Genomic DNA, 14,867 nt, shown 5'->3' on the forward strand with positions numbered 1-14,867 from the left:
TGGGCAGTATGGGCGCATGGATGAGTTGATGCCGGGATTGCACGCTGAGGTCGAGGTCGTCGTCCGGGAGCCGGACACGGCGGTCGGTTTCGGGAGCGGGGACGTGCCCGTGCTGGCGACGCCGCGGCTGCTCGCGCTCGCCGAGGCAGCCACGGTGATGGCGGTCGGGGCGCGGCTGGGAGAGGGCGAGACCTCGGTCGGGACGCGGGTCGAGGTCCGGCATCGCGCGGCCACGCCCGTCGGCGGGCGCGTGACGGTCACCGCGGAGCTGCGGGAAGTGGACGGGACGCGCCTGGCCTTCGCGTTCGAGGCCGTCGACGAGCAGGGCGCGGTGGTGGGCGAGGGCCGTATCGAGCGGGTGGTCGTGGAGAGGGAGAGGTTCCTTTCGCGGCTCTCCCGGTGAGGGTCAGTACGGCAGGAGGCGGCCCGAAGGCGTGCGGAGGTCGGGCTGGCTCGGTTGACGTGGGGGCTTGGGGCGCTTGATGAGCTGCTGCCGTGCCATGGTGATCATCTCCCCCCGCCGGGCTGCCTTTAAAACCCGAGGATCGAGCGGTTGCCTCATGTGACGCGGCCGGGCCGGACGAGGTTCGCTGAGCGTATGGCACCAACCCTGCCCGTTCGACCGATTTTTGGGAAGCCCATTTCCACGGTTCGCGTCCACGGGATCGCGGATCGTGGCCGAAATCAGGAGACGATGTCGCGCGTCCGGAAACGTCGGAACGCCAGTGCGAACAGGATGGCGGCGTAGGAGACGGAGATCGCCGTGCCCTTCGCCATGCCCGCCCACTGGACTTCCGGCTGCAGGGCGTCCATCCAGGAGTACATCCAGTGCGTCGGTAGGAAGTCGCGCCAGGAGCCGAGCGCCGTGACGGCGTCGAGGATGTTGCTGACGATGACGAGTCCGACCGCGCCGCCGACCGCGCCGAGGGGGGAGTCGGTCGTCACCGAGAGCAGGAACGCCAGGGCGGCGACGACGAGCTGCGCGACGAGGGAGTAGCCGATGATGATCGCCATGCGGCCGAGCGCGGTGCTCACCGGGACGGTGCCGCCGGTCGGGAGCTCGACGTCGCCCCAGCCGAACCCGGCCGTCCCCGCGACCAGCGCCATCAGCGGCAGGCTGACGACCGCGACGACCGCGTAGGACAGCGCGACGATCAGCTTCTGGCGCAGGAGGCGGGCGCGCGGGACGGGCGCGGCGAGCAGGTAGCGCAGGGACGACCAGCCCGCCTCGCTCGCCACCGTGTCACCGCAGAACAGGGCGACCGCGACCACCAGCAGGAAACCGGTCGAGACGAAGAGGGCGAAGAGGGCGAAGTTCAGCGCGGAGGACGTGGCGACGTCGACCAGGCTGGGGACGCCGTCCGGGCCCGGGTCACCGCCGATCTTGAACGCGGCGACCAGCACCCACGGCAGGACGAGCAGCAGCGCGAACGCGACCAGCGTGCGGCGCCGCCGGAACTGCCGGACGGCCTCCACCCGCAGCGGAAGGGTGCGCCGGACGTGGTAGGCGGTCATGAGCCCTCCCCGATGATCTCCAGGAACGCGTCCTCCAGGCGGCGGCCGGACCCGGTGATCTCGGCGACCGGGCCCGCGGCGACGCGGCGGCCGGCGGCCATGACGACCGCGTGCGTGCAGGTCTGCTCGACCTCGGCGAGCAGGTGGCTGGAGACGATGACCGTCCGCCCGGCGGCCGCGTACCGGACGAGCACCTCCCGCATCTCGCGGATCTGGGGCGGGTCGAGGCCGTTGGTGGGCTCGTCCAGGACGAGCAGGTCCGGCAGCCCCAGCATAGCCTGCGCTATGGCGAGACGCTGCCGCATTCCCTGCGAGTACGTGCGGACGGCCCGGTCCAGCGCCGACCCCAGGTTGGCTATCTTCAGCGCTTCGTCCAAGTGGGCCTCGTCCAAGGGACGGCCGGTCGCGCGCCAGTAGAGGTCCAGGTTGTCGCGGCCGGACAGGTGGGGCAGGAAACCGGGCCCCTCCACGAAGGATCCAAGGCGGGACAGCACCGGCGCACCCGGGTACACCCGTTGCCCGAAGATGCGGATCGAGCCCGAGTCCGGATGGATCAGCCCCATCAGCATGCGCAGCGTCGTCGTCTTCCCTGCACCGTTCGGACCGAGGAGCCCTAGCACCTGCCCCTTCTCCACCCGGAACGACAGGTCCGAGACCGCCAGATGCCCGTTCTTGTAAGCCTTCGTTAGGCCGGTTATCTCCAGGGGCACGTCGCTGTCCGTTTCGGTGCCGCGCCTACGGCGTCCGGGGAGCAGGATGGCGAGCGCCAACGCGACCGCGGCAAGAGGCAGAGCCCACACCCAAGCGGGCAGAGGCGCCGATGCGGTCTTCAGCGACGGAACCGATGGAACGCTGAGCGGCGACACCACCTGCACCTTGTAGGACGACGGCTCGGCGGGCGTCGCGAATCCCATGTCGGTGGTGGCGATGACCAGGCGTAGCCGATGCCCGCGGTCGAAGCGGTAGTCCATCGCCGGGAGCGTCACCGTGACCTCGCCCCCGGACACCCGGAACGGCGCCGCCAGCCGCCGCGCCGGGGCCGCCGTCCCGCCCGGGGGGACGTCGTAGAGCTTGGCGAACAGCGGGCCGTTCCCGGTGACCTTCAGCCTGACGGTCGCGGCGCCCGTCAGCCACAGGGGACGGTCCAGCGGACGCGTGTCGAATGTGGCGGTCTGTCCGGGCATATCGGAAGGCAACTGCCCGCCCAGGGAGCCCCCGAGCGACCCGCCCAGGGAACCGAGCGCTCCCAGCCCCGGCAGGGCGGAGATCGAAGCGGGCGACCCGCCCGCCGGATTGAAGATCGTCTGCTCGCTCCCGGCCAGCGGCAGGGCCGACACGTCGCCGGAGAGCCCCGGATAGCGCCGCGCCGACGCCTCGTCCACGACGACGGCCTGCGTGGAGGAGTCGAGCCCGCCCGCCCGCGTCACCGTGAACCCGTCCAGGGAAGGCGCCGAGGACCGCATGAGCCGGGCGTCGAAGAAGTCGCGCACGAGCCCCTCGACCCGCTTGGTCTCGGGGTCGCCGCCGTCGTGCCCGCCCTGGAACCACACCACCGACACCGGCGCGCCGTTCCGCGCGATCGCCCGCGCGTTTGCGTCGCCCTGGTCGAGCGGGAACAGCGAGTCGGTCTGCCCCTGGACGATCAGCGTGGGCACCCTGATCCGGTCGGCGACGGACGCGGGGCTCGACCGGTTCAGCGTCGCGATCGCCGACTCGGTCGGACGGCCCTTCTCCGCCACCTCCTGGTACATGTCACACAACGACGGCAGGAAGCGCCCGCACGCCGTCCGGCTGGCGCTGCCCGTGAAGAACAGCCCCGCCCAGAGCTTCTTGAAGACGCCGTCCGTGGGCTTCGCGCCGGAGGCGGCGTCGGGGAACAGGGCGCCGGGCAGGCTGTTCCAGGTGATCTGCGGCGCGATGGCGTCGACCCGCCGGTCGTAGGCGGCGGTCATCAGCGCGATCGCGCCGCCGTAGGACTGGCCCGCCATCCCGACGCGCGGGTCGCCAGGCCCGTCGAGCCGGACCTCCGGGCGCCGCGCGAGCCAGTCGATCAGCTGCCGGGCGTCCTTCACCTCGTAGTCGGGGGAGTTGAGGGCGATCTCGCCGCCCGACCGCCCGAACCCGCGCGCAGACCAGGCCAGCACCGCGTACCCGGCGCGGGCCAGGCCGCGCGCCTCGCCCGCCACGTCCCCCTTGGCGCCGCCGAAGCCGTGCCCCAGCAGGACCGCCGGGCCCTTCGCCCGGCCGACCGGTTTGTAGAACGTCGTGTCGAGGGTGACGCGCTGGTCGTCCTTCGGCCCGTCGACGACGGTGATGCGCTGCTCGGTCGCCCGGACGCGGGCCTCGCCGTCCGCCGCGACCCCCCAGGCCGCGGCCCCGCCCGCAAGCGCCACGGCGGTCCCGGCCGCCGCCCAGCGCGCGGACCGTCCCGTCCTGCCCCATCGCGCCCTGAGCGCGCCCGCCCGCCTCATGCCAGAACCCTATGCGCGGCTCGCGGCCGCCCGCTCCGCCCCGAAGCCGATCTCCGCTGCTCCCGCCGCGGTACGCGGCCCGGCCCCGCTACGTCTCGCGATGGACCGGCGGGGCCAGTGCGGCGCCGAACATCGCGGTGAGGCGGTCGGTGAGCTCGGCGGGGTCGGCGGCGCGCAGGTCGCCGAGGCCGACCAGGCGCCGCACCGGCCCGCCGCCCATGATGATCGTGGACGCCAGCAGCGCCCGCGCCCGCGCGTCGGGCCCCTCCAGCTGCGCCACCATCGGCTCGACGATCACGTCCTCCAGGTAGCGGAGCAGGATCTCCTTGACCTCGGGATGGCCGGCCGACCGGTCCAGCATCCGGGACATGGCGGTGACCGAGCGCTGGTCGACCTGCCGGACGAAGTGCTCGGCCAGGCGGCGCGGCAGGCCCTCGGGGTCGCCCGCGATGACGCCGCGGATCACCGACTCGCCGGCCAGCACCTCGCCGAACAGCGCCGCCTTCGAGCCGAAGTACCGGTTGACCAGCGCCATGTTCGCCTCGGCGCGTTTGGCGATCATGCGGACGGTGACGCCGTCGTAGCCGTGCTCACCGAACAGGTCGCGGGCGGCGTCCAGGATGCGGCGCCGGGTGGCCTCCCGGTCGCGCTTGCGCCGCCCCGCCGCCTCGCGCCCGGGCTCCTTGTCGACCAGCATCCCCCAGCTCCCGGTCGCCGGTAACCGTCCAAGTCCATTATGGACGAGTTGCAAGTAAACAACCGTCTACATAAGATACATGCAGAACACAGGTATTTCATCTGAGTTGTGGGGGCAGGGTGGCTCAGGCGAGCGTGGCATCGCACGGCCCGGCGGTGTCAGAGCAGGCGAGACCGCAGTACACGCACCGTCAGATCCTGGAGATCCTCGCCGGCCTGATGATGGCCCTGCTGACGTCGATGATCTCGACGTCGGTGGTCGCCACGGCGCTGCCGACGATCGTGGGCGACCTCGGCGGCCAGGACAAGCTCTCCTGGGTCGCGAGCGCGTCGCTGCTGACCATGACCGCGTCCACGCCCCTGTGGGGCAAGCTGTCGGACATCGCCGGGCGCAAGCTCATGTTCCAGACGGCCCTGATCATCTTCGTGGCGGCCTCGGTGGGCGCGGGCCTGTCGCAGAACATCGGCCAGCTCATCGCGGCCCGCGCGTTCCAGGGCCTCGGCGTCGGCGGCCTGTCCGCCCTCGCCCAGGTCATCCTCGGGGACGTGGTGGAGCCGCGGCAGCGCGGCCGCTACGCCGGCTTCATCGGCGCGGTGTTCGGCGTCTCGACCGTCGCCGGACCGCTGCTCGGCGGGTTCATCGTGGACGCCGACAGCCTGGGCTGGCGCTGGTGCTTCTACGTGTGCGTGCCGCTCGCGATCGTGGCCTTCCTCGTCATCCAGAAGGTGCTGAAGCTGCCGAAGGTCCGGCGCGACACCCGCATCGACGTCTTCGGCGCGTTCACCATCACCGGCAGCGCCGCCGTGCTGATGCTCGTGCTCTCCATGGGCGGGACGGAGTTCGACTGGAACTCCAGGTGGACCTACGGCCTGCTCGGACTCGCCGTGGTGCTGGTGCTCCTCGCGGTCGTCGCCGAGCGCGTCGCCCGCGACCCGATCCTGCCGCCGCGGCTGTTCCGCAACCCCACGTTCCTGCTGACCTCGCTCGTCTCCGTCTGCGTCGGCATGGCGATGTTCGGCGTGATGATCTACATGCCGCAGTACCTGCAGATCGTCAAGGGCATGAGCCCGACGGCGTCCGGCCTGATGACGCTGCCGCTGGTCGTCGGCATGCTCGTCACCTCCACCGGCTCCGGCCAGGTCGTCACCCGCACCGGCCGCTACAAGATCTTCCCGGTGGTCGGGCTGCTGTGCGTCGCCGCCGGGCTGTACCTGCTGTCGCTGCTGCACACCGACTCGCCCAAGGTCCTCGTCGGCGCCGACCTGGCCGTCCTCGGCGTCGGCATGGGCCTCAGCCTGCAGATCCTCATCCTCGCCGCGCAGAACTCCGCGGCGCCGGCCGACCTCGCCTCCACGACGTCCGGTGTCTCGTTCTTCCGTAATCTCGGCGGTGCTATGGGAGTGGCCGCTTTCGGCGCTATTCTCACCAATCGGGTCGCGGACGAGATCACCACCGGCTTCCGCACGGCGGGCATCGCCATGCCGGGCGGCGGCGCGCACGGTCTCGGCTCCCCGGAGGAGATCAGCAAGCTTCCCCCGCCGGTCAGGGGCATCATCCAGGAGGCGTTCACGAACTCCCTGCAGACGGTCTTCCTCGTCGGCATCCCGGTGGCCCTGGTCGGGTTCGTCGCGGTGCTCGCGCTGAAGGAACACCCCTTGCGCGGGTCGGCGCACCGCGGCAAGGGCGAGCCGCCGGCCCCCGTCCAGGAGGAGGCGTCCGCGGAGAGCGGCGTCGTCCGCCCGCCTTCTCCGGGGGTGCGGACGGGTGCCGTCGGTGCGATCGGCGCCGGCAGGCACGCGCGCGGCCGCGGCCCCCTGGGCGACGGCCCCCTCGCCGAGGTCGCCGCGCCGCCGGCCCCGCCGGAGGAGCCTCCGGCCGCCATGGACCTGGCCTCCCAGGTGCGCCTCCTGGCCCAGCAGAACGGGCCGCACGGGTCCGGCGTCCCGGTGCGGGGCGTCGTCCGGACGCGCGAGGGCGATCCCGTCGTCTCGGCCGCCCTCACCCTGATCGGCGTGGACGGCCACCAGCTCGGCCGAGCGATCACGCAGGAGGACGGGCGGTACGCGCTGCCGGCGCCCGGCCCCGGCAGCTACGTGCTGATCGCCGCGACCGGGGGGCACGAGCCGCAGGCCGCGACGCTCGTCGTCGGCGACCGGCCGGTCGAGTTCGACCTGCTGCTGGCGGGCAGCGGCGGTCTCGTCGGAACGGTCCGCAGCGCCGACGGCACCCCCATCGTCAACGCGATGGTCGTCGTCACCGACGTGCGCGGCGACGTCGTCGGCACCGGACGCACCGACGCCGACGGGCGCTACGCGTTCAAGGACATCGTGGCCGGCGGCTACACGCTCGCCGTCAGCGCCGCCGCGCACCGCCCGGTGGCGATGCCGGTGGAGGTCGCGGGGAACGGCCAGACCAAGCTGGACGTGGAGATGCCTCCCGGCGCCCGGGTGCGCGGAACGGTCCGCAACGAGTCGGGCGATGTGGTCGGGGACGCGCGGGTCACGCTCGTCGACGCCGCCGGGAACGTCGTCGCGATGGTCATCACCGGCCCGGACGGCGAGTACGCCTTCACCGACCTCACCGGCGGCCAGTACACGCTGATCGCGTCCGGATATCCTCCGGTCGCGACCGGTCTGTCCATTTCCGGCAGCGGGCTGGACGACCACGACCTGAACCTCGGCTACCCGGACTAGTGACGGACCCGAGCGAGCCGGGCCGCCCGCGGGCGGCGGCCCCGAAACACGGAACCTGGAGTGCGGGTCGTTGATGGACGCGAACCGAGGCATGCGCGGGACGGTGCGGACGAAGGACGGCTGGGCGGTGCGGTACGCCATCGTCACGGTCACGAACCTGGCCGGCGACCAGGTCGCGCGGGAGCAGACCGGGGAGGACGGCGTGCTCGCCGCCGGCCCGCTGCCCCCCGGCACCTACACGGTGATCGTGACGGCCATGGGCTTCCAGCCGGCCGCCTCGACCCTGATCGTCTCCAGCGCGGGCACGGCCGACATCGGGAAGATCGTCCTCGGCCGGGCGGGCGGCACCGAACTCCCGCCGCCCGGGGCCTGGACGATCGACCCGGCGCACTCCAACGTCGGCGCCGTCGCGCAGCACCTCGGCCTGTCGAGCGTCCGCGGCCGGTTCGGCGCGTTCGAGGGACGCATCGAGATCGCCGAGCCCGTCGAGGAGTCCCGCGTCACGGCGCGCATCGAGGCGACGTCCATCGACACCGGCAACAAGATGCGCGACGACCACCTGCGCTCGGCCGACTTCCTGAACGCCGACGTCCACCCGGTCGTCACCTACGAGGGCGAGGGGCTGACCGCCGCCGGGCCCGACCGCTGGACGGTCCACGGCCGCCTCACCCTCAACGGCGTCACCCAGCCGGTCGACCTCGACATGATCTACCTGGGCAGCGGCGGTGACCTGTGGGGCGGCGTCCGTGCCGCGTTCCGCGCGACCGCCGAACTGCGCCGCACCGACTTCGGCATCCGCTTCAACCAGATCGTCGAGGCCGGCGTCGCCCTGGTCGGCGAAAGCCTGAAGGTCGAACTGGAGATCCAGGCCGTCCAAGGCGAAGAACTACCCCAGTAGTCATTGCGTCTTTCTCCTCCTTCGGGCCTGGCGGCCCTCCATCGTCGAAAAACGCGGCGATCGCTAGCATCGCTCCGTCTCGCCTTGGCGGCTCGCTGCGCGATCAGGTTCTCGCTCCGCTCGAACCTGCCTTCGGACGCGATCGCAACCATTTCAGGCTGTTGCGTGGTGGCGGCGTTGGCTGAGGTCGGTGCGCGGCTTTCGAACCAGGACGGTCGTCAGTTCGCACGACCTCGCAGTTGGCGGACGAGCGCGTTCGCGGAGGCGCGGTCGGGGGAGCCGGTCACGATGACCTTGCCGTCGGTGATGGCCATGTCGACGCGCGGGAGCGTCACCAGCCGCTCGCGGACGACGAAGGCGAGGTCGCGGCCGACCGTCGCGCGGGTCAGCTCGGCGAACGCCCGCCGGTCGCTCGGGCGCAGCGTCACCGCCACGTCGTAACCGCCCGGCTTCACCCGCGACTTCTGCACGCGCAGGTCGGCGACCTTGTGGATGGCGATCCCCTGGGTGAGCCGGTAGCAGGTCACCCCGGTGGCGGTCTGCCCGGTGATGCCCTGCGTCCCGGCGGGGCACTGGCCCGGCACCGCCTGCGCGACGGGGTAGACGTGCAGCGGCGCGGCCAGCGTCACCGGCCGCGTCCGCATCGAGGACGCGATCAGCCCGCCGGTCACCGCGACGGCCGCGATCAGCAGCCCCAGCGTGAGCACCATGACGAACATCGCCGACCGGTGCTGGTCGGCGGCCTTCGCGGGCACGGCCTCCCGGTAGACGCGGCCCTGGCGCCGCGCCGCCCGGCTCCGCTTCATCTCCGCGGCCTCACGCTGCCGCTGCGCGGCCCGGGCCCGGCGCCGCTCCGCCTCGGTCTCCGGCGGGCGGGCGGCCGCGGGAAGCACGGCCGTCGTAGCCTGGGCGCGCCGGTCGGCGTCGCGCAGGCTCGCCTGCCCCAGCGCTTCGGCCGGATCGCCGCCCGGCCCCGGCGGCGCCTTCATAGGCCGCGTGTCGCCGGGCGGGGCCGGGGCGGGAGGCTGAGGCTGCGTCTTCTCCGCGGCGTCCTCGGGGATGAGCGGGGCCGGCGGCTTCGGGTCCGGGGGCGCCGTCTCGGGCGAGGGGGCGGGAGGCGCCGGGGCGGGCGCGGGGTCCTCGTCCCGCGAACGACCCTTGCTACGGCGCGGTACGACCCGCATCGCCACCTCCCGGGTTCATGATCTCCTCAGTCTGTCAGGCGGGGGCGCCGCCGCGCACGGCGTCCCGCCCGCGGGTCGCCGGCGGGCCGGCACGAGAGAGACAGTGCCCCGTCCGGGACGTTTCCAAGCGTGCGAAAGCCCGGCCCCCATGCGTCGGGACCGGGCCTTCGCGGAACTCACCTCAGTCGATGCGCCAGGTGTCGCCGCTGCCGAGCAGGGCCGCGAGGTCGCCCTCGCCCTGCGTCTGGACGGCGTCGTCGAGCTGGGCCCGCATCAGCTCGTCGTAGGACGGCCGGTCGACGTCGCGGAAGATGCCGATCGGGGTGTGCTCGAACGCCGGCTGGTCGAGCCGCGACAGCGCGAACGCCTGCGACGGGTCCGGGTTGTGCGCGTCGTGCACGGCGATCTCGGCCGGGTCCACGTCGGCGACGTTCACGACCTCGAACGACCCGGCCGGGGTGCGGCGCAGCGCCTTGGCCCGGTCCGCCCCGAACACGATCGGCTCGCCGTGCTCCAGCCGGACGGTGACGTCGTCGCGCACCGCCGCGTCCTTCAGCGGGTCGAACGCGCCGTCGTTGAAGATGTTGCAGTTCTGGTAGATCTCGACGAGCGCCGTGCCGCGGTGCTGCGCGGCGGCCCGCAGGACCGACTGCAGGTGCTTGCGGTCGGAGTCGATGGTGCGGGCGACGAACGTGCCCTCCGCGCCGATCGCGAGCGACAGCGGGTTGAAGGGCGCGTCGAGCGAGCCCATCGGCGTCGATTTGGTGATCTTGCCGAGCTCCGACGTCGGCGAGTACTGGCCCTTCGTCAGCCCGTAGATCCGGTTGTTGAACAGCAGGATCTTGAGGTTGACGTTGCGGCGCAGCGCGTGGATGAGGTGGTTGCCGCCGATGGACAGCGAGTCGCCGTCCCCGGTCACCACCCACACCGACAGGTCGGGGCGGGACGTGGCGAGGCCCGTCGCGATCGCGGGCGCGCGGCCGTGGATCGAGTGGAACCCGTAGGTGTTCATGTAGTACGGGAACCGCGACGAGCAGCCGATGCCGGAGATGAACGTGATGTTCTCGCGGCGCAGCCCGAGCTCGGGCAGGAAGGACTGGACGGCCGCGAGGATCGCGTAGTCACCGCACCCGGGGCACCAGCGCACCTCCTGGTCGGTCTTGAAGTCCTTCATCGTCTGCTTCCCGTCCGCCTTCGGGACGAGGGAGAGCAGGCCGCCGCCGTTCGGCGAGCCGTTGTTCCCGTTGGACGAGCCGTTCGCCGCCCCGTCGCCGTTCGGTGAGCCGTTCGCTCGGATGTCACTCACTGTCGATCACATCCTGGATGACGCCCTGGAGCTCCTCGGCCTTGAAGGGCAGGCCGCGGACCTGGTTGTAGCCGATCACGTCGATGAGGAGCCGGCCCCGCAGCAGCAGTGCGAGCTGCCCGAGGTTGATCTCAGGGACGATCACCTTGTCGTAGGAGCGCAGCACCTCGGGCAGGTTCGCGGGGAACGGGTTGAGGTGCCGCAGGTGCGCCTGCGCGATGGGCCGCCCGGACGCCCGGACGCGCCGGACGGCCGCGGAGATGGCCCCGTACGTCCCGCCCCAGCCCATCACCAGGACGCGCGCGTCACCGGACGGGTCGTCCACGGCGAGCGGTTCGATGTCGTTGGCGATCCCGTCGACCTTGGCCTGGCGGAGCCGGACCATGCGGTCGTGGTTGGCGGGGTCGTAGGAGATGTTGCCGGTGACGTCGGCCTTCTCCAGGCCGCCGATCCGGTGCTCCAGCCCGGCCGTGCCGGGGACCGCCCACGGGCGGGCGAGTGTGGCCGGGTCGCGCTGGAACGGCTGGAACTCCTCCTGCGACGGCTCGGCGAAGTCCGGCTCGATCTTCGGCAGCGACTCCACGTCCGGCAGCTTCCACGGCTCGGACCCGTTGGCGAGGTAGCCGTCCGACAGCAGGATCACCGGCGTGCGGTACTTCACCGCGATCCGCGCCGCCTCGATCGCCGCGTCGAAGCAGTCCGACGGCGACTGCGGCGCGACCACCGGGACCGGCGCCTCGCCGTTGCGGCCGTACATGGCCTGCAGCAGGTCGGCCTGCTCGGTCTTGGTGGGCAGGCCGGTGGACGGGCCGGCGCGCTGCACGTCGATGACCAGCAGCGGAAGCTCGGTGGCGACGCCGAGGCCGATCGTCTCGCTCTTCAGCGCGATGCCGGGCCCGGACGTCGTGGTGACGCCGAGCGACCCGCCGAACGAGGCGCCGAGCGCCGCGCCGACCGCGGCGATCTCGTCCTCGGCCTGGAAGGTCCGGACACCGAAACGCTTGTGCTTGGAGATCTCGTGCAGGATGTCGGACGCCGGGGTGATCGGGTAGGTGCCGAGGAAGATCGGCAGCCCGCTCTGCACGCCCGCCGCGACCAGCCCGTACGCCAGCGCGAGGTTCCCGGTGATGTTGCGGTACAGCCCCGGCTCGTGCTCGGCCGGCTTGATCTCGTACTGCACCGAGAACGCCTCGGTGGTCTCGCCGTAGGACCAGCCCGCCTGGAAGGCCGCGATGTTGGCCTTCATGATCTCGGGCTTGTTGGCGAACTTCCGCGTGAGGAAGCCCAGGGTTCCCTCGGTGGGACGGTGGTACAGCCACGACAGGAGGCCGAGCGCGAACATGTTCTTCGCGCGCTCGGCGTCCTTCTTGGAGATGTCGAAGCCCTCCAGCGCCTTGACCGTCATCGACGTCAGCGGCAGCGCGTGGACCCGGTACTCCGACAGCGAGCCGTCCTCGACGGGGCTGGCCGCGTAGCCGACCTTGGCGAGGTTGCGCTTGGTGAACTCGTCGGTGTTGACGATGAGGTCGGCGCCGTTCGGCAGGTCCCCGAGGTTCGCCTTGAGGGCGGCGGGGTTCATCGCGACCAGGACGTTGGGCGCGTCGCCGGGCGTCAGGATGTCGTGGTCGGCGAAGTGCAACTGGAAACTGGACACGCCGGGGAGGGTCCCGGCGGGGGCGCGGATCTCGGCCGGGAAGTTCGGCAACGTCGAAAGGTCGTTGCCGAACGCCGCGGTCTCCTGGGTGAAGCGGTCGCCGGTCAGCTGCATGCCGTCGCCGGAGTCCCCGGCGAAGCGGATGATGACGCGGTCGAGCTGCTGGACCTGTTTGGTCACAGAGGAAGACCTCCTCGACGCGCAGCATCCGTCCTGGGGGAGGCACCCAGGATCGTGATGCTACTAAGGCTTACCTTCATGGTATGTCCGGGACGGGATGGGTTAGCGGGGACGGCCCGCACACCGGGACGACCGCACCTGAAAAGACGTGCGCTCCTCGCCGGATGCGGTTGGCCGCGCGTCACGGAGGCGGCGACGGGCGGCGGAACGCTCCGCAGGTCCTATCGGGCGATACGACCTGGACGGGTCCCCGGGTTCATCCCCGACACAGGCAGCTGCGCTGGCGGCACAGGTCGACGTGCAGACGCCGGACCAGCGGCCGCGTGGGACTCGTCGAGGAGCATCGGCTCCCCGGGCGCGTGGAGTTCACGTCCCGAAGTGTAGACAGGCGGGATCCCGTCCGACCGCACCGCCCCTGAACATGGGGTTCACGGTGTCCCTGGTGTCTGGGAAGTGGCGACTTCTGGCCCTTCGGAGTGCTTGACGGACGGCTCCCCCGACACGGCCGGGCCCGGCGTGGCCGAATGCGCCTTCACGACCGCCTTGCGCTCCCGGTCGACGCGGGCGAGGAGTTTCGGCACGTCAGCGACGTCCAGCGCCTCGCCGACGACGCGCGCCTTCGCCTCGTAGGGGTAGGAGCCGGGGTTGTCGAGCGCGGCGCGCATCCAGTGCCGCCACAGTTTGCTCGTCACGGTGCAACGCAGAACCAGCGAACGGTTGGCCGGGACCGGCCCCGACCCGGTGCACGTCCCGAGCGGCTCGCCCTGGGACGAGATCGCCGCCCGCAGCGCCGCGCGCGCGCCGTCCGGAACCGACGCGGGCTCGGTGAGCGTGGCGGGCATGTTCACCGTGCATCCGCTGGTGTTCTGGTCGCAGTTGCTGAAGGTCAGCGTCCCCGGCGTGAAGCGCAGGCTTGGGTCGGCGGCTCCGCCGAGCCGGGCCACGCGCGGGCGCAGCTCGGCGAACAGCGTCGCCGGGGCCGCCACGGGCGCGACGGTGAAGCGCGGCGCCGCCTGCCCGGCGGGCCGCACCGCCAGCAGCCGGTACGGGGAAGCCGTCGTGAGCACGTACTCCGCGTCGGACGTCTTCACCCTGAAGGCGCGGACGCCGTTCACGTCCTCCGTGGGGGGCCGCGCGGGGGCCTTCGCCAGCGCCTTGGCGATCGCCTTGGGCCCGAGGACGTCCGGGACGTCGAAGCCGGGCACCGAGTCGGGCGCCTTGGACCAGCGTCCCGCGTAGTACTCCGGATGCGCGACGCCGCTCGCGTAGGTCTGCCAGAACGCCGGCCCGGCCTTGAGGTAGGTGACGCCGCCGGCCGCGACGACCTCCGCCGTGAGCACGCCCCCGGTGAGCGTGCCGGTGGCCGCCCCCGCCGGCGTCACGCGCAGGCGCGCCTGGACGGGCTGCCCGCCGAGCGTCAGGGTGCCCTCGTAGCGCAGGCCCGCGCCGGAGGTGAGGTCGCGCCCAGCCGCGACCGTCCACGCGGGAGGCGGGGCCGACACGGTCGCCTTCGGCTTCGCCTTCGCGGAATCCTCGCCGCCGGTGAGCGCCACGGCCGCAGCCGTGCCGGCCACGACCACGACCGCCGCCGCTCCGGCGACGACCACCACGCGCCGTCCCCGAGGCTTGCGGGGCCGTCCCGGCGTGGGTGAGCCGGGCGGAACAGGGGCGCCGTGCTGGAACGCCGCGCCCGGAACGCCCGCGTCGGGCGGGAAGGCGCCACCCGCAGGGGGCGGAGGACCGAAGCCCGGGCCGGGCGGGGCAGAGGGCGCCGCCTCAGATTCGGACGTGGGGGAGGACGCCGCGCCGGACGGGACCAGAGGGACCACGCCGGGCGGGAGGAAGGAGGGCGTGCCGTGCGGGTCCGTGGGGGTCGCGCCCGGGTCCGAACCGGGGGGAGCCTCAGGGGCCGCGCCCGGGCCGGAGGGTGAGGCCGCGCCCGGTGGAGCCTCGCCGCCGGCGACGCGGACGTCTCCGGGGTGGGGCCCCGACGGGACGGGGGCGCCCTGGTGCGGACGGGAGGCGGCCGTCCCGGGATCGCCCGGGGACGGGGGTCGGGAAGAGGCCGTCGGTGACGGCTCGTCCTGTTCAGCGCTCACTCGGGGCTCACTCTGCTCACTTCCGGGGCCCGGTTTCGGCCCGACCGTCAGACACAAAGCAAGGGGGTGCGAAAGCGTCCCCCGTTGGGCACCGGCGGGCTCGGGAACGTTCCGGGGGAGGAGGGCGGCCGCCGGGCCCTGGAGGGGCCGTCCACCCAAGAGCATAAGGG

General features: G+C 72.5%; 10 protein-coding genes. 3 read left to right on the forward strand and 7 right to left on the reverse strand.

The genetic code is table 11. The annotated features are described in order from the left end of the window. Positions 1-16 precede the first annotated feature (16 nt). Complete coding sequence (locus FKD65_RS28060) at positions 17-403, forward strand: thioesterase family protein (RefSeq protein ID WP_141580421.1); 387 nt, start codon at positions 17-19, stop codon at positions 401-403. Between the two features lie 281 nt (positions 404-684). On the opposite strand, the gene FKD65_RS28065 is transcribed toward FKD65_RS28060, so the two are convergent. The 3 genes from FKD65_RS28065 to FKD65_RS28075 form a co-directional block, all read right to left on the reverse strand. Then, positions 685-1,515, reverse strand: a complete 831-nt coding sequence (locus tag FKD65_RS28065) for an ABC transporter permease (protein WP_141580423.1) — start codon at positions 1,513-1,515, stop codon at positions 685-687. Then, entirely contained in the window at positions 1,512-3,986 is a 2,475-nt protein-coding gene (locus FKD65_RS28070) for an alpha/beta fold hydrolase (protein ID WP_141580425.1), read from the reverse strand. Before FKD65_RS28070 ends, FKD65_RS28065 begins: the two co-directional genes overlap by 4 nt. Positions 3,987-4,074: 88 nt before the next feature. Beyond that, positions 4,075-4,683, reverse strand: coding sequence for a TetR/AcrR family transcriptional regulator (locus tag FKD65_RS28075; RefSeq protein ID WP_141580427.1), 609 nt, complete (start codon positions 4,681-4,683; stop codon positions 4,075-4,077). Between the two features lie 134 nt (positions 4,684-4,817). On the opposite strand from FKD65_RS28075, the gene FKD65_RS46675 reads away from it, so the two are divergent. Together FKD65_RS46675 and FKD65_RS28085 are read left to right on the forward strand one after the other, a co-directional pair. After that, positions 4,818-7,376, forward strand: coding sequence for an MFS transporter (locus FKD65_RS46675; protein ID WP_141580429.1), 2,559 nt, complete (start codon positions 4,818-4,820; stop codon positions 7,374-7,376). A 73-nt stretch (positions 7,377-7,449) separates the two neighbouring features. After that, positions 7,450-8,274, forward strand: a complete 825-nt coding sequence (locus FKD65_RS28085; RefSeq protein WP_205718276.1) for a YceI family protein — start codon at positions 7,450-7,452, stop codon at positions 8,272-8,274. Between the two features lie 218 nt (positions 8,275-8,492). On the opposite strand, the gene FKD65_RS28090 is transcribed toward FKD65_RS28085, so the two are convergent. The 4 genes from FKD65_RS28090 to FKD65_RS28105 form a co-directional block, all read right to left on the reverse strand. Continuing rightward, on the reverse strand, positions 8,493-9,458 hold the full coding sequence (locus FKD65_RS28090; protein ID WP_141580432.1) for a hypothetical protein: 966 nt from the start codon (positions 9,456-9,458) through the stop codon (positions 8,493-8,495). A 181-nt stretch (positions 9,459-9,639) separates the two neighbouring features. Then, positions 9,640-10,671, reverse strand: a complete 1,032-nt coding sequence (locus tag FKD65_RS28095) for a 2-oxoacid:ferredoxin oxidoreductase subunit beta (protein WP_205718918.1) — start codon at positions 10,669-10,671, stop codon at positions 9,640-9,642. 85 nt (positions 10,672-10,756) lie between these two features. Further along, the gene (locus FKD65_RS28100) at positions 10,757-12,598 is read right to left on the reverse strand and encodes a 2-oxoacid:acceptor oxidoreductase subunit alpha (protein ID WP_141580434.1); all 1,842 of its coding nucleotides are present in this window, start codon (positions 12,596-12,598) and stop codon (positions 10,757-10,759) included. Positions 12,599-13,026: 428 nt separating this feature from the next. Further along, a complete protein-coding gene (locus tag FKD65_RS28105; protein ID WP_141580436.1) occupies positions 13,027-14,208 on the reverse strand; it encodes a hypothetical protein in 1,182 nt (393 codons plus the stop codon). Positions 14,209-14,867: the final 659 nt, after the last annotated feature.

The organism is Actinomadura sp. WMMA1423 (assembly GCF_006547145.1).
GTDB lineage: Bacteria > Actinomycetota > Actinomycetes > Streptosporangiales > Streptosporangiaceae > Spirillospora.